Source organism: Clostridia bacterium, assembly GCA_034926675.1.
Taxonomy (GTDB): Bacteria; Bacillota; DTU025; order DTU025; family DTU025; genus JAYFQW01.
The window spans coordinates 32,198-54,299 of sequence record JAYFQW010000004.1 but is presented as its reverse complement, the minus strand read 5'-3'; the positions used below and the strand labels follow the sequence as shown (position 1 = coordinate 54,299).

Sequence of the window (22,102 nt, the reverse complement as noted above, 5' to 3'; positions counted from 1 at the left end):
GAACACATGGGGAGATACGTCTTGGCATTTGATCAAGGCACGACGAGTTCCAGGGCCATCCTGTTCGATGAAAACGGCAGGAACATCGGGATGTCGAGCCGTGAGTTCAGGCAGATCTATCCGAGACCGGGTTGGGTTGAGCACGACCCGGCTGAGATATGGGAGAGTCAGCTGGAAGCGGCCAGGGAGGCGCTTTCCCGCTCTGGCGTCTCTGCGTGTGATCTCGCAGCAGTGGGCATCGCCAATCAGAGAGAGACCACTGTGGTGTGGGATCGGACCACTGGCCGCCCCATTGCAAATGCGATCGTCTGGCAGTGCAGGCGAACAGCCCCGTGCTGTGATGACCTGATTGCCGCTGGTGAAGCGAGTGCAATCAGATCCAAGACTGGCCTGGTGGTTGACGCCTATTTCTCGGGCACCAAGGTCAAGTGGATTCTTGACAACGTCGCAGGCGCCAGGGCCATGGCAGACCGAGGGGACTTGCTTTTCGGCACCATTGATACATGGCTGATCTGGAACCTTACAGGCGGCAGGGTGCATGCCACCGACTACTCGAACGCATCCCGCACGATGCTGTTCAACATCCATACGCTCGAATGGGACGAGGAGATCTTGAGGCTGCTTGATATACCCCGCTCGATGCTGCCGGAGGTGAGGCCTTCGAGCGGCCGATTTGGCCACTGCGCTCCACAGATGCTTGGCTCGGAGGCGCCGATCACCGGAGTTGCCGGAGACCAGCAGGCCGCCCTTTTCGGGCAGGCGTGTTTCGCGCCCGGCGCCGCGAAAAACACATACGGAACCGGGTGCTTCATGCTGATGAATACCGGCGCGAGCGCCGTGGAATCAAGCAACAACCTTCTCACCACAATCGCATGGGGAATCGACGGAAAGGTGGAGTACGCTCTGGAAGGCAGCGTTTTCATAGCCGGCGCCGTGGTGCAGTGGCTCAGGGATGGCCTCAGGATCATCGAATCTGCGGCAGAGTCAGAGGAGATGGCCATGCAGGCGCCGGATACCGGCGGGGTGTACATCGTACCTGCTTTCGTAGGGCTCGGGGCACCTCACTGGGATCCGTACGCTCGGGGCACTATAGTGGGAATCACCCGGGGCACAGGCCGTGAACACATGGTCCGGGCGGCGCTCGAAGCAATCTGCTATCAGACCAGGGACGTGCTCGAGGCGATGGCGAGGGACTCCGGAATTGGCCTGGCCTACCTGAAAGTCGACGGAGGAGCCGTGCGCAACAACTTCCTCATGCAATTCCAGTCAGATATCCTTGGAGTGCCGGTCAGGCGACCGGAGACCATAGAGACCACAGCCTTGGGGGCGGCGTATCTGGCAGGCCTGGGCGTTGGAATGTGGAGCAGCAGGGATGATGTCGCGGCGAGATGGCGTCAGGAGCGGGAGTTTCGCCCTGGAATGACGCCGGATGAGAGGGAGAGGCTCTACTCAGGTTGGATGCGTGCGGTGGACAGATCCCGCGGATGGGAGCAGGACAGAGGAACATGTGAGCGAGGTGACGCTCTGAATCATGGCAAGGCGGAGGGCGAGGGTGATCGCGGGCCGGGCGGAACAAGGGGGTAAGGCTTCAGTGCAGCTAGAGATGATGTCGGCAGATGTTGTAGTCATCGGGGCAGGGGTCGTGGGATCCGCGATAGCCCGTGAGCTATCTCGATTCCAGCTCAACGTGGTCTTGCTGGAACGACAGGCAGACGTGGCTTGCGGAACAACAAAGGCCAACACTGCGCTGGTGCATGCTGGATACGATGCTGATCCAGGCAGCTGGAAGGCTAAGCTGAACGTGATGGGATGCGCGATGTATCCAAGGATAACTGCGGAGCTTGGGGTCGCGTACAGGAACACTGGTTCACTGGTTGTGGCCCTGGAGAAGGACCAGGTGGAAGGGCTCCGTTTTCTGAGAGACAGGGGAATCAGGAATGGTGTGCCCGGCCTTGAGATCATCCCACATGGGAAAGTCGTTGACCTGGAGCCCAACATATCGCCTGCAGCAGTTGGAGCTCTGTGGGCGCCGTCGGCGGGAATCACGAACCCGTGGGAGCTTGCCATCGCGTGCGCTGAGAACGCCGCAGTGAACGGTGTGAGAGTGCTGCTCAGCTCTCCGGTAATTGGAATAGATGTGGAGAATGGGCGCGCTTCGGTTGTGAAATGCCCGAACTGCTTGGTTCACACTCGTTTCGTGGTCAACGCCGCAGGAATCGATGCTGATGAAATGTCCCACATGGTGGGTCAGACAGACTACACCATATCGCCGCGGAAAGGCGAGTACTATCTGTACGACAAGAGGGTTGGCGGGTATGTGAGAAGGCCGCTGTTCCCGGTTCCGACTCCGTTCTCCAAGGGAATCGTGGTGGCGCCCACTGTGGATGGGAACATGCTCGCCGGCCCCAACTCCCAGCAGGTAGATGACAAACATGACCGCGCCACGACGGCGGCCGGCCTTGCGGAGGTGCTATCCGGCGCGTTGAAGCTCATGCCCAGTCTTCCGACGCGGGAATCGATAACGAATTTCACAGGCCTACGTGCAGTCGCGAAACCAGCCGGCGACTTTGTGATTGGCCCCGCGCCAGGAGTGCCCAACTTCATCAACGCCGCCGGAATCCAGTCGCCAGGGCTCACTGCTGCGCCTGCTATCGCTGTCGCGATCCGTGACCTGCTTTCCGATGCGGGTCTGGATTTGGTGGAGAGGCCCGATTTCAACCCCATAAGAAAGCGACCCCTCCAGTTCGCTGAGATGCCTCGTGAGGTCCAAGCGGAGCTTATGGAGAAGAACCCGCTGTGGGGACATATCATCTGCCGGTGCGAGAGTGTAACCGAGGCGGAAATCGTGGAAGCGATCCACAGGCCAGTTCCGTGCACGACCTTGGATGGCATAAAACGAAGAACTCGGGCGGGCGCTGGAAGATGCCAGGGCGGATTCTGCGGGCCTCGTGTCACAGCCATAATAAGCAGGGAGCTGGGCATTCCCATGGAGGAGGTTACGAAAAAGGGCGGGTTGTCGAGGATACTCGATGGGCGCACCAAACAGCCGCTGCCTGATGTAGAGCAGGATGTGGAGCAAGATGTGGAGCAGGATGTGGAGGCAGATGGCGGAGAGGGGGCGCTCGGCAATGCATAGAGTCGAGTGCGATGCAGCAGTGATCGGCGGGGGCCCCGCAGGCCTTGGGGCCGCAGCAAGTGCGAAGAAGTCCTGTTCGGGCCGGGTGATCCTGATGGATCGTGATCGCGAACTCGGGGGCATCCTTCAGCAGTGCATCCACAACGGATTCGGGCTCCAGACCCTATCCCAAGAGCTCACGGGGCCTGAGTACGCAGAACACTACATCGACGAGGCCAGAGAGGCCGGAGTTGAGGTCCTCCTCGATACAATGGTCCTGGAACTCGCACCAGACCGGCGGATATATGCGGTGAATCGTGCCCAAGGCATGATGGAGATATCCGCAAAAGCCGTCGTCCTGGCCATGGGGTGCAGGGAGAGGAATCGAGGTGCGATCACCATTCCCGGCTCGCGTCCGGCGGGTGTGTTCACTGCAGGCGCTGCCCAGCGGTTTGTGAACATGGAAGGGTACATGCCCGGGAAAAGGGTAGTGATACTCGGATCCGGAGATGTAGGGCTGATAATGGCCCGCCGGCTCACCTGGGAAGGCGCGAAGGTGGAAGCCGTTCTTGAGATATTGCCTTTTCCATCAGGGCTCACCCGGAACATAGTGCAATGCCTGGATGATCAGGGCATACCTCTATACCTCGGCCACACTGTAGTGGATGTGCACGGCGATGAGCGTGTGACTGCCGTGACTGTGGCGAAGGTGGATGAGAAGCTCCGGCCAATACCGGGCACTGAGTGGAAAATCCCCTGCGACACCCTGCTTCTTTCCATCGGGCTCATTCCAGAGAACGAGCTTACCAGGGCAGCAGGGGCAGTGATAGATCCGATCACTCAGGGCCCGGTTGTCACTGACGAAATGGAGACATCTATTCCAGGCGTGTTTGCCTGTGGAAATGTGGTGCAGGTGCACGACCTGGTGGACAATGTGACTCGCGAGGCGTGGGTGGCAGGCGAGGGCGCAGGTCGGCTGGTAAACGGACAGCAGCCGACTGGGCCCACAGTGCGGACCCGGGCGGGAGATGGAGTTAGGTACGTGGTTCCGCAGGTGTTGCATGTGGAGAGTCTGGAGAAACGGGATATCCGCTTGTTCATGCGAGTCGCGCGGCCTGCTGAGAACGTGAACGTAGAAGCGGTCATTGGGGAACGAGTTGTGCACAGCAAGTATGAGAGAGTGGTAAGGCCTGCTGAGATGGTCGCTCTGACCATACCCCTCGGCAAGGTGAATCGGGGAAAGGTAGTAGACGGAACAGGGAACGGCCAACCTGAGCTGCTCGTCAGAATCACTCCGAGGCACAGAGACGGGGGCGAGAAGGCATGATAGAGGAAGAACGCGAGCTTACCTGCATTGTGTGCCCTGTCGGGTGCAGGCTCCGGGTGAAGCTTGAGGGCGGCCAGGTGACGTCGGTTGAGGGCAATAGCTGCAAGCGAGGTGCACAGTACGCCCTTGACGAGCTCTGCGCCCCTAAGAGGACAGTAACATCGACTGTGAGGGTGAGGGGCGGTTTCCTCCCACTCGTGCCCGTGAGAACCTCGTCCCCGATCCCGAAGGAGAAGATCATGGAGGCACTTCGGCAGATAGCCAGTACACGGGTCGATGCGCCAGTTGCGATTCACCAGGTGATCGTGGAGAGTGTTGCAGGAACAGGGGTCAGCATCATCGCAAGCAGGAGCATGCCCAGGGCTGAGGCGGGCCAGAGCTAGCTGGGGCTATCAGGGTCAGACAGGGCTGGCGGGTCGGGCGGGTCGGGCGGGTCGGCGGGTCGGGCGGGACTGGCGGGTCGGCGGGACTGCCGGGGTTAGCCCGCGGTAGCCCAGGGTTAGCCCGCGGTTACCAGGGGCTAGTCCGCAGTTTCCCAGGGTTAGCCCGCGCCATCGGAAGCGCCATAGCGCCCGGATCATCGGCATACCGATGGCCCAAGTGCCCAGCCTCTGGGCTTCCAACTCCGTCCGTTGCCAGATGTCCTGGCGCCACGGGCTCATCAGCACCGCTGTGCGTGGAAGCCCGCCGCGCGAGCATGGACAAGCGTAGCAGTTGTAGCAGGCATGCAGGGAAAACAGCATTCGGCAGAGCTGATTCCTGCGACGAGGCCGTCCCACTCGTCCGAGCTGTGGTGGAGCGCGGGCGCGGAGGTGCATCGGCCTAGAAGAGTGTTCTATTGCGTGTTGCTCTGCGACTCTGCGTTGTGCTGCTGCGTTGTGCTGCTGTGATGTGATGCTGCGCGTGCTGCTGGGCCTCTTGCGAGCATCATCTGCTGACGGTCCGTTCCAATTCGAAGTTCCTGCCCATGCGTCCGATTTTCAGCAAAACTGTCGATCCGGCGCCCTGAGTCCTGAGCATCCGAAGTCATCTCATGATTCTCACAGTCAATCCCGTGCGCGTAGTACGGAATTCGTACAGGTTTGCCGTGCAACCAGTACGGAATGCGTACGGCCCCAGGACTCATTCGATGAAAGATGGGTCTGCGAGGGCCCAAAACACCTAGATAATGGTAATATATGCCCGCAATGCGTGCATATATGTCATATTTCGGGAGTTTGGAGCAGCTTTTGAGGATCGTTCGCCGGTCTTGCCTTCAGCGCTGTACGGAATCCGTACTGGTATCCGGTGTTGGCAGTACGAATTCCGTACAGGTCTCTGAGAAACACCGAGTTTTTCGGAGATCTCCGTACAGGTCGCTCCATGACTCACGTTCCGCACGTAGATGCTTCAGTCGCGGCATTTTGGGCGGCGCCAGACGAGCGGTCTGGCGAGGGAGTAGATTCCTACTGCGGAAAATGAGCCTAGCTGGTCATCTCCGAGATGCCTGCTTGCCATATGTCACGTGCGAAACGTGAGTCCTAGCGTCACGGCGCGGACTTCCCATATTGTGGATGGAGTCGACCTCAACCCTACAACCCCACAGGTCTGTGGAGTTGACTTTCGCGAGAACGTGGAATATCGTATGGGTAACGATTAGATGATTGCTTAATCGTCTATCTGATCTGCGAGGGGGCGTGGATATGGAGAAACGTAAAGCAGCAGCGGGGTCGCCTCCCGTTCACCTGAGTCGCCGAACCTGCCTCGATTGCGGCACTGGGGCCCGGGCTATCCCGGCTGTCCGGCGTGCCCCGGACATTCCTGCTGTCCCTGCTGTTGCGGATGCCCATGGATTCACGGAGACTCAAGACACCCTGGGAACTCCGGAACCCTCTGGGTTTACTGAGGTGGCCGGCGTTGCCGGGGTGGCTGCGCTGGCTGGGTTTACCGGGGCGCCCGGGGGGTCCCGCGTGGCTGGAGTACCTGTTGTGGCCGGGGTATCTGAGATATTCCGTGTGCTTGGCGACGAAACCAGATGCCGGATAGTCCACATGCTTTCGGTAGAGGAGCTTTGCACGTGCGAACTTGCAGAAGCACTGGGGATCACTATGCCTGCTGTCTCTCATCATCTCAGGCTTCTGAGGGCCCTGCGCCTCGTGAAAACCCGTCCACAGGGAAAGCATGTCTTCTACGCGCTCGCGGATCACCACATAGTCGGCCTGATCAACCTTGCCCAGGAGCATTATGATGAGGAGCGGTAGCGGCGATGGGGATGAAAGCTAGCAACAAGTGCGGTGCGGTCGGAAGGCACGGGAACGAGCCGAATCACGCTGGCAAACCCGGGAACGATTCCGGCCCCGTCCACGCCTGCGACCACTGTAACGATCACGACCATAGCCTCGGTCGAGGCCATCGTCACGACCACGCGCACGGAGATCACGGAGATCCTGGCAGCGAGAGGCTTCACGCTGCCGAAACAGGCGGGGCTCTGGTGATGTTTGCGGCGGGAATGGCTGTTCGCGCCTGGTTCGGCGCTGTGCCGGGGGCAGGAAAGGCCTGGCTGGTTCTGTTGCTCGCGGCGTACGTGCTGGCTGGGTGGAGGGTTTTGGCTTCCGCCGGGCTCAATATCGTGCGCGGCCGGTTATTCGATGAGAACTTCCTGATGGCTGTGGCCTCGGTTGGAGCGATCGCTGTCGGCGAGATCCCTGAAGCGGTAGGGGTTATGGTGTTCTTCTCCATAGGAGAGATACTGCAGGACATTGCGGTGGAGCGGTCCCGCGGGGCGATCTCCTCGCTAATGGACATTCGTCCTGATTCGGCGAGGGTGATCAGGGATGGACAGGTGGTGCAGGCAGCGCCGGAATCCTTGTCTCCTGGCGACCGGATCGTTGTGAGGCCTGGCGAGAGAGCACCCCTGGACGGAAGGGTCGTCGAGGGTGAATCGTCTGTGGACACGTCGGCGCTGACCGGCGAGTCGATGCCCCGTCCCGTGGGACTGGGCGATGAGGTCCTCGCGGGCATGGTCAACACCAGTGGTGTCATCACGCTTTCAGTAGAAAGGCCCTACGCAGAGTCGGCAGTGGCGCGGGTCTTGTCTTTGGTGGAACAGGCAGCGGGCCGAAAGGCTCAGACGGAGCGATTCATAACCACCTTCTCTCGGTACTATACGCCTGCCGTTGTAGGCGTCGCCGCGACCGTCGCCCTTGTTCCTCCGCTGCTCGTTCCGGGGCAGCTCTTTTCCATGTGGCTTCATCGGGCGCTTGTCCTGTTGGTCATCTCGTGCCCCTGCGCGCTGGTCATCTCCATACCACTCAGCTACTTCGCCGGCATCGGCGGCGCCTCTCGCCGAGGGGTGCTGGTCAAAGGAGCGAACTTCCTCGAGGCTCTGAATCAGGTGGATACCGTGATTTTCGACAAGACCGGCACTCTCACCCGTGGGTCTTTCAGAGTGGTGGAGGTGACTGGAGAGAATGGGTACAACGAGGAACAGGTGCTACGCATCGCAGCGCATGCAGGCGCCCATTCCACGCACCCGGTGTCGGTTTCAATTCGGGAGAAGTATGAAAACCTCGCTGAAGTTGACCGCTCATTGGTCAGTGAATCCGATGAGGTGGGCGGATGCGGAGTCCGTGCGATCTACAGGGGTGAACGGGTGCTCGCCGGGAACGACAGGCTGCTTCATAGGGAGAATGTGCAGCACGATACGTGCATCACGGATGGAACCGTGGTCAATGTGGCCGCTGACGGAATTCTGGCAGGGAGGATTCGTTTGGCCGACGAGGTGAAGCCTGCGGCTCCTAACGCTATCCGGCGTCTTCATGATGCCGGGGTGAGCAGGGTAATCATGCTTACCGGCGATGTTGCGCAGGTGGCCGAGGAGGTTGCGGGGCAGGTGGGGATCGACGAATACAGCGCGAACCTGCTCCCCGCTGAGAAGGTTGCAGCTCTGGAGGCAATCATGGCGGAGCGGGAGAGTGGCCGGCGTGGGGGCAAGGGTTTCGGTAGAGGCAAAGGTTTCGGCAAGGGCAAGGGCAGGGGTTTCGGCAAGGGTTGCGGCAGGGGCAAGGTAGTGTTCGTTGGCGATGGAATCAACGATGCCCCGGCGCTTACCCGGGCAGACGTGGGTGTGGCCATGGGCGGCCTCGGATCCGATGCTGCGATAGAGGCGGCCGATGTGGTCATAATGGATGATAACCCTGCCCGTATCGTAGACGCGATAGACGTAGCGCATGCGACCAGGCGGGTTGTCATTGAGAATATTACTCTCGCCCTCTCTGTGAAGGCTCTGGTGCTCGCTCTCGGAGCGGCAGGGATCGCGACGATGTGGAGCGCGGTGTTCGCGGACGTTGGCGTCACCCTGATCGCAGTGGCGAATGCCACTAGAGCGTACGGACCGCCTGCTTCCTCTCGGCGTGCCGTCAGCTGAGCGCCCCAGTTTCCCCGTTGCCTCCGTTTTTCCCGTTGACCCCATTTCCTTCATGAGCCCTGCGGCATCACAGCGTGTGACATCGCGGCATGCGCATGCGTGAGGAGCTGTGCGAAACGGAGATGACTCACCGCACATCGAGACAGGAGTTCCGACGTCGTTGGTCGAATGTGCGCATGGCGATTATTGGAGCGGCGGTGCAGATCGGGGGTAACCACATTTGAACATTGGCGTATCGACACTCCTCCACGAGACAGCTGACATCGTGACGGCGACTGAGGTAATCGCAGGTTATGGATTCACAAGGATTGAGCTCTTCTGCGAACTCGACGGGTTCCATCCGGAAAGCATCTTGCCTGCAACCATCGACAGGCTTCAGGGCCTTGCATCCAAGCATGGCCTGATCTACTCCATTCATCCGCCCTGCGCGCACAACAACCCTGCATCTTCCGATCCGCAGTTGCGGCGCCAGACCGTGGCCGACTACCGTGGCAGCCTGCAACTGGCCGCGAGGCTGGGGGCCAAAGACATGGTCGTCCACTCCGGCCACAAGTCATCTCCGGATGTCGGTGATGCGCAGGCATTTGCCTTCTCGTGCGAGACCATGAGAGCGGTGAGCGACACAGCCAATGATCTGGGCGTTCGTCTCATGCTCGAGAACACTGGATGGAGCGAATTGAGGTTCCTTCGCACCCCTGACGATCTCATGACTCTGGCCGAAGCGTGCCCACCCGACACTGGACTCCTTCTCGACACAGGTCACGCAGTTCTTCAAGGATTCGACCCGGCTGCGTGCGCTGTGGCGTGGATGTCTCGTCTTGTTCAGATTCACGCACATGATAACCGGGGCCAATCCGATGAGCACCTCGCGGTTGGGGCCGGTGTGATTGACTGGAGCGCGCTCCTTGCGCTTCTGCGAACAGCGGATTGGGACGGAGTGTTCATGATCGAGGTGGGTGAGTGCAGTGAACCCGCTAAAGCCCTGGCCGCTTCCATCCGAGCCATCGGTGAGCGTGTCCCTGCTGCTCTATGTGATTGCCTGCGAAAAGGGGGCCTGTAACTCGTGGATCACCTCATAGCTGCCATCGACGGGGGCGGCACCAAGACAGTATTCGCGCTTGCCAGGACGGATGGATCAGTTCTGGGAGTAGGGTGCGGCGGGCCGCTGAACGCTCTGTTCGTGCCGGTGGAGGTCGCTCGGGGTTCCATCCGACATGCGGCCATGGCTGCTCTCGCTGAGGCGGGCCTTGAGAGGGTGCGGGTGGATGCGCTCTATGCGAGCGCACCGGGCGCGGGTGAGGCCATTGTAACATCCGCCCTGGATGGCATTGTGGAGTCGGCTGCTGTGGAGGCTGCCGGAGATGAGCTGAGCACGTTCATCGGGGCCATGGGAGAGAGGTATGGAGTCGTGGCGCTGGCAGGAACGGGGTCGTTCGCCACTGGGTTCAACCGTGCAGGCGAGAATGCCACCATGGGCGGGTGGGGTCCACTCCTAGGTGATGAGGGAAGCGCATACCAGATAGGTCTGAATGCGCTGAAGGCAGCCACCCGAGCATCCGAGGGGCGGGAAGAGCCGACCATTCTGGGAAAGGCCATCCTCGATGAGTGGAGCCTTGAATCCGAGCGGGAACTGGTGGGCGCCTCTGGAAGCCGCGACCGAGTGGCCGGCCTCGCAAGGCTAGTGTCGGAGGCCGCGGGCCGGGGCGACGCGGTGGCCATCCGCATACTTGCGCAGGCAGGAAGGGAACTTGGATCCCTTGCGGGTCACGTGCTCACTCACCTTGAGATGCGTGGAGAAGGCTGCCCGGTGGCACTCGCAGGCGGCGTGTCCAGGGCTCATCCTGTTCTGCATGCCGCTTTTGCACAGTCCATCGCAGAGGTGGATGGCTCGTGCAGTGTCGTGCGCCCGAAGTTCTCCCCGGCCTTTGGCGCAATTCTCCGGGCTATGGAAATGGCGGCATCGCCCGGCCCATTGGCCCATGGCACACTGGAGAGGCTCCAGCACGAGGCGGCCTGCCGAGAGCTGTTGTCCGGATAATGAAGGGGCAGCCGTGACGCTTGTCTGGTTGTTTTCTATGAGTGACAGGATTCTGGAAACGACAGATGAGTTCTTTGAGCTGTTCAAGTCCACTCTCTCAGAGTACACGCAGGTGAACATGGTAAATCCTCGCCTCGATCTCGTTAGGGATGATCGGGCAGCCGGGCTTCATCACGCCACAGCATCGATGGAGAGTGCGGGCGCGTCATCTGCGCACAGCAGGGGAATAGGTTAGCCATTGAGATTCCTGCTTCGGAGATTATATGCGCACTTCTTGCTTACTCGTAGTGTGCCAATTTGTGGCACACGCAGGTGGTTTCAAGTCAGTGATGAATTCCATGCCGTGTAATGATACCGTGAAAGGGCGTACGACTGCGGAATGCGCTTGGGAGTATCGACACGGCTCTACGGGAACCTGGATGCTGTGTCTGCTGTTGAGGCCCTGGTAAGGCAGGGACTGCGCGTCGTCGAGCTTACGTGCGATGCGCCACAGCTGAACCCATTTCTGCCTGATCAGGCCGAGGTTGGGCGCCTGTGCGAGCTCAGAAACAGGCATGACCTCATGTTCTCTCTACATCCTCCATCCAAAGGGATCAATATCGCTTCGAACGATCCAGCCGATAGGCTGCGCTCCGTCGAGGCATATTTGAGCACACTCACGCTTGCGGCTCGGGTCGATGCGATGACGGTGGCGGTTCACTGTGGCCACAAGTCCGATCCGAGCATGTCGTGCGCTGAGGCAGTCGCGCTTGCCAAGAGCGGACTCCGCGTGATCAGCGAGAGGGCCGTGGCGCTTGGCATTAGGCTAACGATTGAGAACACCGCCTCGGGGACCACCAGCCTACTTGGTTCCCCGGAGGATGCGTTCGATCTCCTCGATGCGTGCTCTCCAGCAACATCGCTTGCACTTAACGCTGGAAATGCGGTCCTCCAGGGGTTCGACGCTGCAGAGTGTGCACGTCTGTGGATGCCGAGGCTTGGCGCGGTGCACGCCCACGACAACGGTGGCCAGTGGGATGAGCACCTTGCGCTGGGAAGAGGCATTGTGGACTGGGATGCTCTCCTGGCGGTGCTGAGGGACGCCGACTGGCGTGGACTGTTCATGCTGCAGATATGGGATCCGGCCGATCCCTTGAGAGCACTCGCCGACTCTCTGTCAGTTGTGGGTAGAAGCTGGACAATTGTGCGCCCGTTGCTTGATGATGAACAGGAGTGGGCTGAGAGACTGCTGAAAGACAGATGGGGTTCCACGAGGATCGTAACACGTGGAAGGCTAGTTGATGCGGCACGGCTTCCAGCTCTCATTGCAGTGTCGGTTGATGGCAGGCGCCTTGGGTTGCTGACCTATGAGGTACGCGATGGGCAATACGAAATTGTCTCGCTTGATGCCCTGCGACGCGGGGTCGGAATTGGGCAGCAGCTGATCCGCGGGGTACTTGAGCGTGCCAGAGAAGCAGAGGCCTCCAGGGTGTGGCTGATCACAACGAATGACAACACCCGCGCCCTTAGGTTCTACCAGAAGGCGGGTTTCCGCATAGCTGCGGTTCATCGGGATTCCGTGACTGAGGGGCGGCGATTGAAGCCGGAGATACCCTTGATTGGAGAGGAAGGAATACCGATTCGGGACGAGATCGAACTCGAGATGATGCTGGATGGAGGCAAGGGGCAGTAGTCATGCGGAAACCACGGGCCGGTTGCACTGCACGGGAGGGCATAGCACTAGGACGGGCAGGACTGTGATCTGCTTCTGTGTTCATCGTGGCAGGACTCACACGCGAGCCATGAAGGCGTACCAATAAGGAGTACTTCCGTCAGCAGCAGAGGGCTCTGACGGGGGAATGTCGGCTCCAGTCGCCCAACCGTTCCCACAGCCGCCTACACAGCCGCCTTGTATGTTGCAGCGAATATCGCGTCGCTGAGCCATTTCCGGAAATCCGGGTCATCGCTGTACCGCTTGTAGAGTTCAGCGTGGTCCGACAACATCTCCAGTATCACCTGCTGAAGCACTTTGTCATGCTCGATCTTGGCGTTCTGCTTGTCGGAGTTTTTCATGGCATTCTGATATGCCTTGTCGGCCGCTACTTTCACCGGGATCTCCTGGGCGATGACCCGGCCTATCTTGTCTTTGTCTTTCCAGTCGACATTGCCGAACATGTCATTGAAGTCCCTAAGAATGCTGCTTAGGCGGTCGAGTTCGGGCTCGGGCATGTGCCCGCCGCCGCTTGTTGGGACTGGGTCGATCTCAGCGTCGACGTTGTCTAGCCGGATGTTCATGTTTGAGCGGACCTCCACCCGGTAGCTGTCCATGTCGATGGCCTCCAAAATGCCTTTGGACAGATCGTCTTCCATCGGCGCCGGCAGCCTGGGGATGAGAAAGTTGAGGAAGACAGCGAGCTTCTCCCAGTCGGCACTAGAATACGGCAGGATCGAGGCCAGGAATCCATATGTCCGCGCGAAGGCCTTTGCCTTGCCCTTGAAGTCCACCTGCTCGTCTTCATCCAGGTCGCGGACGTACACATCTACGCAGCTGTCGAGGATGGGGTCGAGCTTGTCACGCTGGGCGCCGCCTAGGTAGAGTTGGACTAGACGGCCGATCTGGCCGCCGTTGTACACCTGGTAGTTGTCGAGGTCCGTCTTGAGGTCGTGCAGCTTGTTAGGGTCGGTCTCCTCGCTCAGGATCGTGGTCTGGTAGTAGTCCTGGAAAGACTTACGAATCGTATCGACGTCGTTTTGGAAATCCAGCACGAAAGTGTCGTACTTCCTGGGGTGAGCCCGATTTAGCCGCGACAGGGTCTGCACCGCCTTGATCCCGGAGAGAGCTTTGTCCACGTACATCGTGTGAAGCAGAGGCTCATCGTAGCCTGTCTGAAACTTGTCGGCGCATATCAGAAAGCGGTATGGATCCTCGCGAAAGCGGTCCGGGATCTGGTTGCTCGGGAAGCCGTTCAACGACGCCTCCGTAACCATTATGCCCCCGTGCTCGTGTTCGCCCGAGAATGCAACTATGGCCCCGTACGGGCTCTTGCGTTCCCGGAGGTAGTCGCTGACGGCGCAATAGTACTGGATTGCCCGCTCGATGCTGCCGGTGACTACCATGGCGCGGGCCTCGCCGCCGATCTTCTGCTTGGCGGCAACTTGGTCGTGGAAGTGGTCCACCATGATCTCCGCCTTTGTGCGGACGGCATGGTCGTTCGACTCAACGAACCGCCTGAGCTTCTTCTGAGCCTTCTTGGTGTCGAACTCGGGGTCGTCCTCTACCTTTTTCATCAGCCGGTAGTAACTCTCGACCGGCGTGTAGTTCTGCAGCACGTCCAGGATGAAGCCTTCCTGGATGGCTTGCTTCATCGTGTACGTGTGGAATGGCAGGCGCCGGACCTTGTCGCCGTCTGGGAAAGCCTCGCCGAAGATCTCGAGCGTCTTGTTCTTGGGCGTCGCGGTGAAGGCGAAATAGCTGGCATTAGTGAGCATCTTCCGCGCTTCCATGATGCGGTTGATAGCGTCTTCCACAGTCTCTTCATCGGGTGCTTCGCCGTGACTGGAGAGCGCGATGTTCATCTGGGCTGCGGTGCGCCCGCCCTGGCTGGAGTGGGCCTCGTCGATCAGGATGGCGAAGGAGCGCACTCTGTGTTCATCACCGATTTCGTCGAGGATGAACGGGAACTTCTGCACAGTGGTGATGATGATCTTCTTGCCGGCGGCCAGGAATCGCCGGAGATCCCCAGAGTGTTCAGCATGCCCGACTGTGGCCGACACCTGGGCGAACTGCTTGACTATGCCCTTGATCTGAGAATCGAGGACTTTGCGGTCAGTTACGACGATGACTGAATCGAAGACGGGCCTGGCGTCGCGCTCTAGCCCCACGAGCTGATGGGCCAGCCATGCGATGGAGTTGCTCTTACCGCTGCCGGCTGAATGCTGGATGAGGTATCGGTGGCCGACGCCGTGCTGACCCACATGCTCCAGAAGCTTACGCACCACATCGAGCTGGTGAAAGCGGGGGAATACCTGTGTACGCTTGCGTTTGCCAGTGTGGGGGTCCTTGTTCTCAACTAGCTGTGCGTAGTTTTCGATGATGCCAGTCAGGCTCTCGCGGGTCAGAATCTGCCGCCACAGGTAGTCTGTTTTGATGCCGCTCGAGTTGGGCGGGTTGCCGGCGCCGTTGTTGTAGCCCTTGTTGAACGGCAGGAACCATGAGGCCTTGCCCTTCAGGTGGGTGCAGAAGCGCACTTCTTGATCGTCCACGGCGAAATGCGCCAGGCAGCGGCCTAGCTCAAACAGCGGTTCCCGCGGGTCGCGGTCCCTCATGTACTGCTGAACGGCATCTTCGACCGTCTGTTTTGTCAGGCTGTTCTTCAGTTCGAAGGTGGCTGTCGGTAGTCCATTGACGAATAGGCAGAGATCCAGGGCCAGCGGGGTCTCGTCCTTGCTGTACCGCAGTTGACGGGTGACGCTGAAGACATTGGCCCCAAACTGCTCAGCGGCTTTGGCGTTGCCGGGAGAGGGGGTGTCGTAGAAGAGGTCCACCGATGCCGGGCCGTGCTTGATGCCCCGGCGCAGGATGTCCACAATGCCCCGTTTGGCGATCTCGCCCTGAAGGCGGGCGAGGAAAGCCAGTCGCCTGGGCCCCTCCTCATCCAGACCGAGTTGATCGACGACACGAGGCTGGGTTGCGCGCAGGAATGCAAGGAGCTTGGCCAAGTCCACAGCGTGATCGCGGTCGTAATCCGCTGAGCGGCCCAGCACGTAGCCACCCCCCGCGTACGAAGCAGCTGACTCCCGTACACCGTCTGGGTACGCGCCCGAAGCTCTATCCTCCATCGCCGATGCAGCCGTAGCCGCATCCACGAGCTGTGCTTGTCCAGTCAGCGACGCGACGATCAAGCTTTCCAGGCCCTTCTCGCTGGTATCAGTCGTCGACATACGCGTCAACCTCCTCGTGGTCGGTTATGTCCGTCGAGCGGGCGGCGTCAGCAGTATCGCCATCGTCCGCGTTGTTGTCGCATTTGTCATAGGATTCCTCTGACGCTTCTATGTCGTCCGGCGTTTCGAGCCCGTCGAAACCAGCCAGTTCTGCGTTGCGAACGTCCAGCTTGCCAGTGACCACGTCGGCGATGAGGCGAGTGCGGTATTCCTGGAGGAGGGAGATTTGGCGTTGGACACGCCCAATGACTCCATCGATCATCGCTCGCTGCGTGCTGAGGTAGTCGATAATAGCCCGTTGTTCATCCTTCGGGGGCAGTGGTAGTGGTAGTCGCGCAAGAATACCCGTATTGAGGTTATCCATTGTCGCTCCAACAGACTGTAGAGACAGCCATTCGGCAACGCCCTTCGAAAGGAACAGCTGGAGCATGTACTCGGGGTGAGCTACTTGATCTGTTAGTCTCATGCGAAGGCTACCTGTGCCGCAGAACCAACCTGCCTCCTGATCGCCGACAAGCGCGCATCTTCCAAGCTCCCCGCGCCGTGCAAACACAATGTCCCCAACTCGCAAGCGGTGTCGAGACAGCTGTGCGGCTTTTTCTGGACCAATGGCACACTCTGGGTCAGGACAGATCTTCCCATTTGCCATGTGAGATGGGTTGATGACTGGTATGCCATTTGACCGATACTCCTGTGCGTGAAGCTGGCTGCCGAAAGGCCCGGTCTGGAGCGAGGACGCCAGGGTTCCTGCACGAACCGATTTCCAGTGTTCAGGAATGCCTGATAGCCAGTCGATGCCCGATGGTCTGAGCCGAACGTCAGGATCGAGCCCTCTGGTCACGGCCCGGTGGATGATGACCTGCTTCTGCTCGTTGAGAAGGTCGATCTGCCGGCGCTTGGCGCGGATGAGGTGGCTTACCAGCTGACCGTTTCCACCTAGAAACCTGGCTGCAAGCCTTTGCTCTTCAATATCCGGAAGCGGCATCACAAAATCGGCCAAGAACTCAGCGGGGACGCGCTTCTGGCCTGCGGAACCCTTCATCATCTTTGCGCCGACGTCACGGAACGGTCGAGATAGCGTTGCATAGTACAAGAATCGTGCATCTATCTCGGAACCAGGTCTTAGTACGTGGAATTCCGTTGACCCAAAACCCAAACCGCCATGTAGGTTGCATGCGATTCCGCCTTTCCCATTCTCAAAGCACGGTGTGATCTTGGCTATCAGTAGATCGCCGTCCAGAAAGGGCGTGAATCCATTTGACACGTCCGCTAGCGACACTGCTCTCGTCCTGAAGTGGGGATCATTCGCTTTGGCCAGCTCCATCGGAAGAAATGACACTAGGGCACTACCGTTACCGCTAGGACATGTGCTTCTCGCTGGGTTGATCCTGCATAGCATCCGAAGACGCTTATGTCGCCACCTCGGGGGACATGCGAGCGCCCACGCCTGGCTGTTGACGCTTGCTCTGACGACGTAACGAGAATATTCTGCTTCATTCGGAAACCCTAGCCTCACGGTCATCGGCCTGCCTCCGTCTCCACCATGATCTGCTGAAGCAGCCCATCGGTCTCGCGCTCCAAGGCCTCGATGTCGGCGCGGATTTCGTCCAAGGTGCGCAGTGGCTGGGGTTTGTAGAAGTATCGGGTGAACGAGATCTCGTATCCGGTCTTGGTGGCCTTCTCGTCTATCCAGGCGTCTGGGACATATGGCAGCACCTCGCGGCTGAAGAACGCCTCAATGCCGCCCTCCTCCAGGAGCGGAACCTGCTCGGTGTCGCGGAGCTCGGTGTCGGGCTCATACTCAACTGCGCAGTGCTTGCCGTCCACCAAAGCAGGGAATAGGCCATGCAGCGGATCAGGCACTGTTCTGCCTGACCTGTGTATCCTTTTGAAGACCGGCGCCGCGGCCTCGTCTTTCTCCGACAGATCAGACTGGAGCAGCTTCTGGCGCCTGGCTGTGAGCTTGGCGCCGCATCGGTCAGCGTCATCCTGCGCGTGGGCCATGAAGACGTTGAAGTCCATGTGCGGCCCGGGGCCAAGGGTTTGCGACAGGCAGTCGACCAGGTCGGCTAGGGGCTCCTCGCCTGCGGTCTTGCAGGCGAGGCGGAACCGGGCGCGCCTGGACTCCGACAGGTCAACCTTCAACCTGAGGGGCCGTTCGGCTGTTATCTTGTGATAGCCGAAGGCCTCGTTGCGGAAGATTCTGGACTGCTCAGTCTCCTCGAATGCGAGGAAGACCTGAACGATGCGGTTGATGTCTTCTTCCGACAGCTCGCAGTTCTTCCTGCCCAGGTTCTTGCGCAGGGGGCTGAACCACTGGGCGGCGTCGATGAGCTGAACTTTGCCCTTGCGGTGTTCCGGTTTGCGGTTTGTAAGCACCCATATGTACGTCGCGATGCCCGTGTTGTAGAACATGTTCAACGGAAGGGCGATGATGGCCTCGAGCCAGTCGTTCTCGATGATCCACCGACGGATGTTGCTCTCCCCTTGGCCGGCGTCGCCTGTGAAAAGCGACGACCCGTTGTGGACTTCGGCGATGCGGCTGCCGAGGCCGAGCGAAGTGTTTGATTTCATCTTGGAGAGCTTGTTTACGAGGAACATTAGCTGACCATCGCTGGAGCGGGTTATCAGGCTGAACTCTGGATCGCCGGCATGTTCCACGATGAACCGGGGGTCCTTGATGCTGTCTTTCCCGCCCATGCGGTCCAGGTCGGCTTTCCAGTTCTTGCCGTAGGGCGGGTTGGAGAGCATGAAGTCGAAATCATGCGCGGGGAAGCCGTCCTGCGAGAGCGTGGAGCCCAAGTGGATCCCGTCCGCGTCGTCTCCCTTGCCCATCAGCAGCAAGTCCGCCTTTGTGATAGCGTAGATCTCAGGGTTGACCTCCTGTCCGTACAGGTGGATTGAAACTTCCTTTCCATGCTCGCGAGCGAGTTCGACGAGGCGGGATTCTGCAAGAGTGAGCATGCCGCCGGTGCCGCACGCACCGTCGTACACGAGGTATGTGCCGGACTCAATCTGATGGGCGATGGGTAGAAGAACCAGGTCGGCCATGAGCCTTACCACATCGCGCGGTGTGAAGTGTTCGCCGGCTTCCTCGTTGTTCTCCTCGTTGAACCGCCTAATCAGCTCTTCGAAGATCGTGCCCATGGCATGGTTGTCCAGCCCGGGGCGTCTCTCCGAGCCATCGCCGTTCAATACGGGGTTCGGACTCAAGTTGATAGACGTATCGAGGAACTTCTCGATCAAGCTGCCCAGGATGTCGGCCTCAACGAGCGTGGGGATCTGGTTTCGGAACTTGAGCTTGTCCAGGATCTCCTGCACGTTGGACGAGAATCCGTCCAGATATGCCTCGAAGTCCGACCTGAGCTGCTGGGCCCTTGATCGGGTCTGGAGATCACGCAGGGTGAAGGGAGACATGTTATAGAAAGCGTGGCCAGCCGCATTCTTCAGCGCCACGTCCTGGTTCACAATGCCCGCCTCGTCTAGGTGTCCCTTCATGACCAAAACAGCTTGCTTGGAAGGCTCCAGCACCGCGTCGAGGCGGCGAAGAACCGTCATGGGAAGGATAACATCTCGATACTTGCCGCGCACATATACGTCGCGCAAGACATCATCGGCAATTCCCCAGATGAAATTGGTGATCCAATTCAGTCCGTTCTCAACCATTGGTCAATGCACCATCCTTGCGATAGCTGCTGTGACGGTCGCTATGTCAAGCATCTCCAATTCAATAGGTTTCGCCTTTTCCATACAGACTCCTGCGTAATCCGGCTACATGGATAATCCCCCGATTCCGCGGCAACATGAGCGGTGGAGTGTCATGCTGAACGCTGCTGTATGCCAAGGATGGAGTGATGTCTATGTCGGAACTGTGTGGGGGGTGTCTGTTAAGCTATCTCGACAGGCGGAAGGTTGTCTGGCCCAGGAGGAGTTCGACGCAGCCCTGAGCATTCTGGAGCCGAATCTGACGAGCGACGAGCCACACCCGTTCGCCAGGGGCCTAGCTGCGCGAGTGCTAGCGGCGTTGGGCCGGGCGGATCACGCACCGCGCTCTCCTTGTCGAGATGCCACGCCCATCCAAGGATGGACCGTCTTGATCCACCCCCTGGTCACTCTTCTTGCGGCCTTCGCGTTTCGCTGGACTGCAGTTGACCAACTACGTCATTAGGACGTGTTTTGATGGCGTGTCGAGCCATCCTGAGCCCAGGTTCCCCGGCTTTGGCCGCAGTCTCTTCGTGATATGGAGGTCGCCGACGGGTGAGCGACGCTGGGTGGATACTTGCGGTTCAGCTTCTGCTCTTTGGTGGAGTGATATTGACCACCCGTTGGATCAGTTCGGACCATCTCTCTGGTCGCGCCATCAAGCAAGACTGTGCGCCTCGCGCCTCTGGGCGCCATGCGTGAGCGTGTGCCTCGCATATAGATAGCGCGTGTGCCTCGCGTTTCCGAGCACATAGCGTGCGGGAGAGCATCTGGAGCGCATTCAGTGAAAGCTCGAGGCATTTTCCGTCAGGATGACGTCCCCCTTGTTCATGGGTGACATTATCTCAGTCGCGTTACGGGGTGACAATATCACAGACGCTCTGCGCAAGTCGAGATACGTATTGACAGTCGGTACTGGTACGATACAATATAGCCGAAATCAGAACGGCGTTTGGCAATGCCATACCCAACTGAGCGGGTACACTACTCCATCAGCATGCGTGTCAGTATCACCGGTATTGTGCTTGTGTTCTTTGCGGATGCCTATTAACCGAAACGCTGTTTGGCAATAGCAAACGGATGGTGCAGCCTCTCGGCGGCGCCTTCTGCCAAAGGATTGTCAAATGCGGTGCGTCGGCTTAAAGGGGGGCGATACAACCATCTACCATGGCATCTGTCTATCGTCTTGTTGGCAAGGGTCGCAGAACTGATCCGATGTGGCAACAATAGTAGGAGGAAAGCACATGAATTCCATGGTAATTGTCCACCTGGTCATCACTATTCTCCTGGTGCTGTTCCTGATCATGAAACTCCGCCTCAACGCGGGCATAGCTCTGGTCATCGGTGCGCTTTACATGGGAATCGCATGTGGGCTGCCGCTGGACGTGACTGTTCAGACCGTATCGCAAGGCTTCGGCGGCACAATGGGTGGTATCGGTCTCACAATCGCATTCGGAATAATGCTGGGCGAATTAGTCGCGATCTCAGGCGGCATTCAGTCAATCGCATCAACCTTCCTTAAGCTCACCGGGATCAAGGGGAGCATTTGGGCGCTGGCGCTCACGGGCTTTCTGGTGTCCATACCGGTTTTCTACGACGTGGTGTTCGTGATTCTCGTTCCACTTGCAGCTAGCCTTTCGCAGATGACGAAGATGAAGCTCGAATACTATGTCGGCGCTCTAGTGATAGGTGCTGGAATAGCGCACTGCTTCGTGCCCCCAACGCCGGGCCCCTTGGCTTCCGCCGCAATCCTCGGTGTTCCTCTAGGCACGATGATAGGGGTAGGCATCGTGATTGGCATCCCCATACTCATCGCATCAGTCTTGGTATACAAGGCTTTCTTCGTTGACAGACCCGGATTCTGGAATCCAGCGAAGGATGTCGACATCGACATAATGGCCGGCGCCGGAAGCGCCACTCTCGATTCCAAGGAACTGCCGGGCTTTTTCGCTTCGATGCTTCCGATAGCTCTTCCGGTGATCTTCATCCTGATCGGCACTGTAAGCCAGGCGATCTACGGCAAAGACGTGCCTGCCGTCGTCAAGTTCGTGTCCGATAGGACCGTGGCCATGCTAGCAGGCACCATTGCTGCATACGTGCTCGCCTCAACTCGAATAGGCCATGACCAGATCGACAAGTCCATCGGCAAGGCAATGTCTGCAGCAGGCGTTGTGTTGGTCATAACAGGCGCGGGAGGATCGCTCGGTGCGATTCTGGGCAAGACCGACATCGGCAGCGTGATGGTGGCTGCGAGCAAGTCGCTGAGGCTTGCGCCGGTGGTGCTGGCCTTCATCGTCGCGGTCTTGATCAAGCTTGCACAGGGGTCTGGAACTGTCGCCATGATCACCACAGCCGGTCTACTGGCGCCGATGCTCCAACAGACGGGAGGCGGCGGGCTTTGGGTAGCGATGGCGGCCTCCGCTGGCGGCATCGCCCTGGGCCACATAAACGACTCCGGTTTCTGGGTCACTGCCAAAACAGCCGGATTCACTACTTCGGGGGGACTCAAGACCTACACTCTCACCTGTACAATAGTGGCGGTTGTGGCAATGGTGTTTATCGTCATCGGCCAGCTTCTCTTCCCGGCCCTGTAGG

General features: G+C 59.2%; 13 protein-coding genes and 1 pseudogene. 11 read left to right on the top strand and 3 right to left on the bottom strand.

Translation table 11 applies throughout. From position 1 onward, the window contains the following. Positions 1-6 precede the first annotated feature (6 nt). From glpK to VB144_02225, 10 genes and pseudogenes are all read left to right on the top strand, one after another. A pseudogene (gene glpK / locus VB144_02270) lies at positions 7-1,497 on the top strand (glycerol kinase GlpK). A gap of 94 nt (positions 1,498-1,591) precedes the next feature. After that, on the top strand, positions 1,592-3,136 hold the full coding sequence (locus tag VB144_02265; GenBank protein MEA4882481.1) for an NAD(P)/FAD-dependent oxidoreductase: 1,545 nt from the start codon (positions 1,592-1,594) through the stop codon (positions 3,134-3,136). After that, positions 3,129-4,442: an FAD-dependent oxidoreductase gene (locus VB144_02260; GenBank protein MEA4882480.1), complete on the top strand. Its 1,314-nt coding sequence runs from the start codon at positions 3,129-3,131 to the stop codon at positions 4,440-4,442. Before VB144_02265 ends, VB144_02260 begins: the two co-directional genes overlap by 8 nt. Further along, positions 4,439-4,825, top strand: coding sequence for a DUF1667 domain-containing protein (locus tag VB144_02255; protein ID MEA4882479.1), 387 nt, complete (start codon positions 4,439-4,441; stop codon positions 4,823-4,825). Before VB144_02260 ends, VB144_02255 begins: the two co-directional genes overlap by 4 nt. Before the next feature lie 1,299 nt (positions 4,826-6,124). Beyond that, entirely contained in the window at positions 6,125-6,682 is a 558-nt protein-coding gene (locus VB144_02250; protein MEA4882478.1) for a metalloregulator ArsR/SmtB family transcription factor, read from the top strand. A gap of 5 nt (positions 6,683-6,687) precedes the next feature. Then, entirely contained in the window at positions 6,688-8,847 is a 2,160-nt protein-coding gene (locus VB144_02245; protein MEA4882477.1) for a heavy metal translocating P-type ATPase, read from the top strand. A gap of 220 nt (positions 8,848-9,067) precedes the next feature. Then, positions 9,068-9,907 carry a sugar phosphate isomerase/epimerase family protein gene (locus tag VB144_02240; protein ID MEA4882476.1) on the top strand — a complete coding sequence of 280 codons (840 nt, stop codon included), beginning with the start codon at positions 9,068-9,070 and terminating at the stop codon, positions 9,905-9,907. A gap of 3 nt (positions 9,908-9,910) precedes the next feature. Continuing rightward, positions 9,911-10,885 (top strand): BadF/BadG/BcrA/BcrD ATPase family protein, encoded by a 975-nt coding sequence (locus VB144_02235; protein ID MEA4882475.1) that lies wholly within the window; start codon positions 9,911-9,913, stop codon positions 10,883-10,885. Positions 10,886-10,922: 37 nt separating this feature from the next. Further along, positions 10,923-11,120, top strand: a complete 198-nt coding sequence (locus VB144_02230; GenBank protein MEA4882474.1) for a hypothetical protein — start codon at positions 10,923-10,925, stop codon at positions 11,118-11,120. Positions 11,121-11,270: 150 nt separating this feature from the next. Continuing rightward, a complete protein-coding gene (locus VB144_02225; GenBank protein ID MEA4882473.1) occupies positions 11,271-12,557 on the top strand; it encodes a GNAT family N-acetyltransferase in 1,287 nt (428 codons plus the stop codon). A 203-nt stretch (positions 12,558-12,760) separates the two neighbouring features. Here VB144_02225 and VB144_02220 read toward each other — a convergent pair whose 3' ends face one another. The 3 genes from VB144_02220 to VB144_02210 form a co-directional block, all read right to left on the bottom strand. Further along, a complete protein-coding gene (locus VB144_02220) occupies positions 12,761-15,805 on the bottom strand; it encodes a type I restriction endonuclease subunit R (GenBank protein ID MEA4882472.1) in 3,045 nt (1,014 codons plus the stop codon). Continuing rightward, positions 15,792-17,084: a restriction endonuclease subunit S gene (locus VB144_02215; protein MEA4882471.1), complete on the bottom strand. Its 1,293-nt coding sequence runs from the start codon at positions 17,082-17,084 to the stop codon at positions 15,792-15,794. The genes VB144_02220 and VB144_02215 overlap by 14 nt, the downstream gene beginning before the upstream one ends. Before the next feature lie 239 nt (positions 17,085-17,323). Further along, a complete protein-coding gene (locus VB144_02210; protein ID MEA4882470.1) occupies positions 17,324-19,471 on the bottom strand; it encodes a class I SAM-dependent DNA methyltransferase in 2,148 nt (715 codons plus the stop codon). Between the two features lie 1,280 nt (positions 19,472-20,751). Here VB144_02210 and VB144_02205 point away from each other — a divergent pair. Further along, positions 20,752-22,101, top strand: a complete 1,350-nt coding sequence (locus tag VB144_02205; protein MEA4882469.1) for an SLC13 family permease — start codon at positions 20,752-20,754, stop codon at positions 22,099-22,101. Position 22,102: the final 1 nt, after the last annotated feature.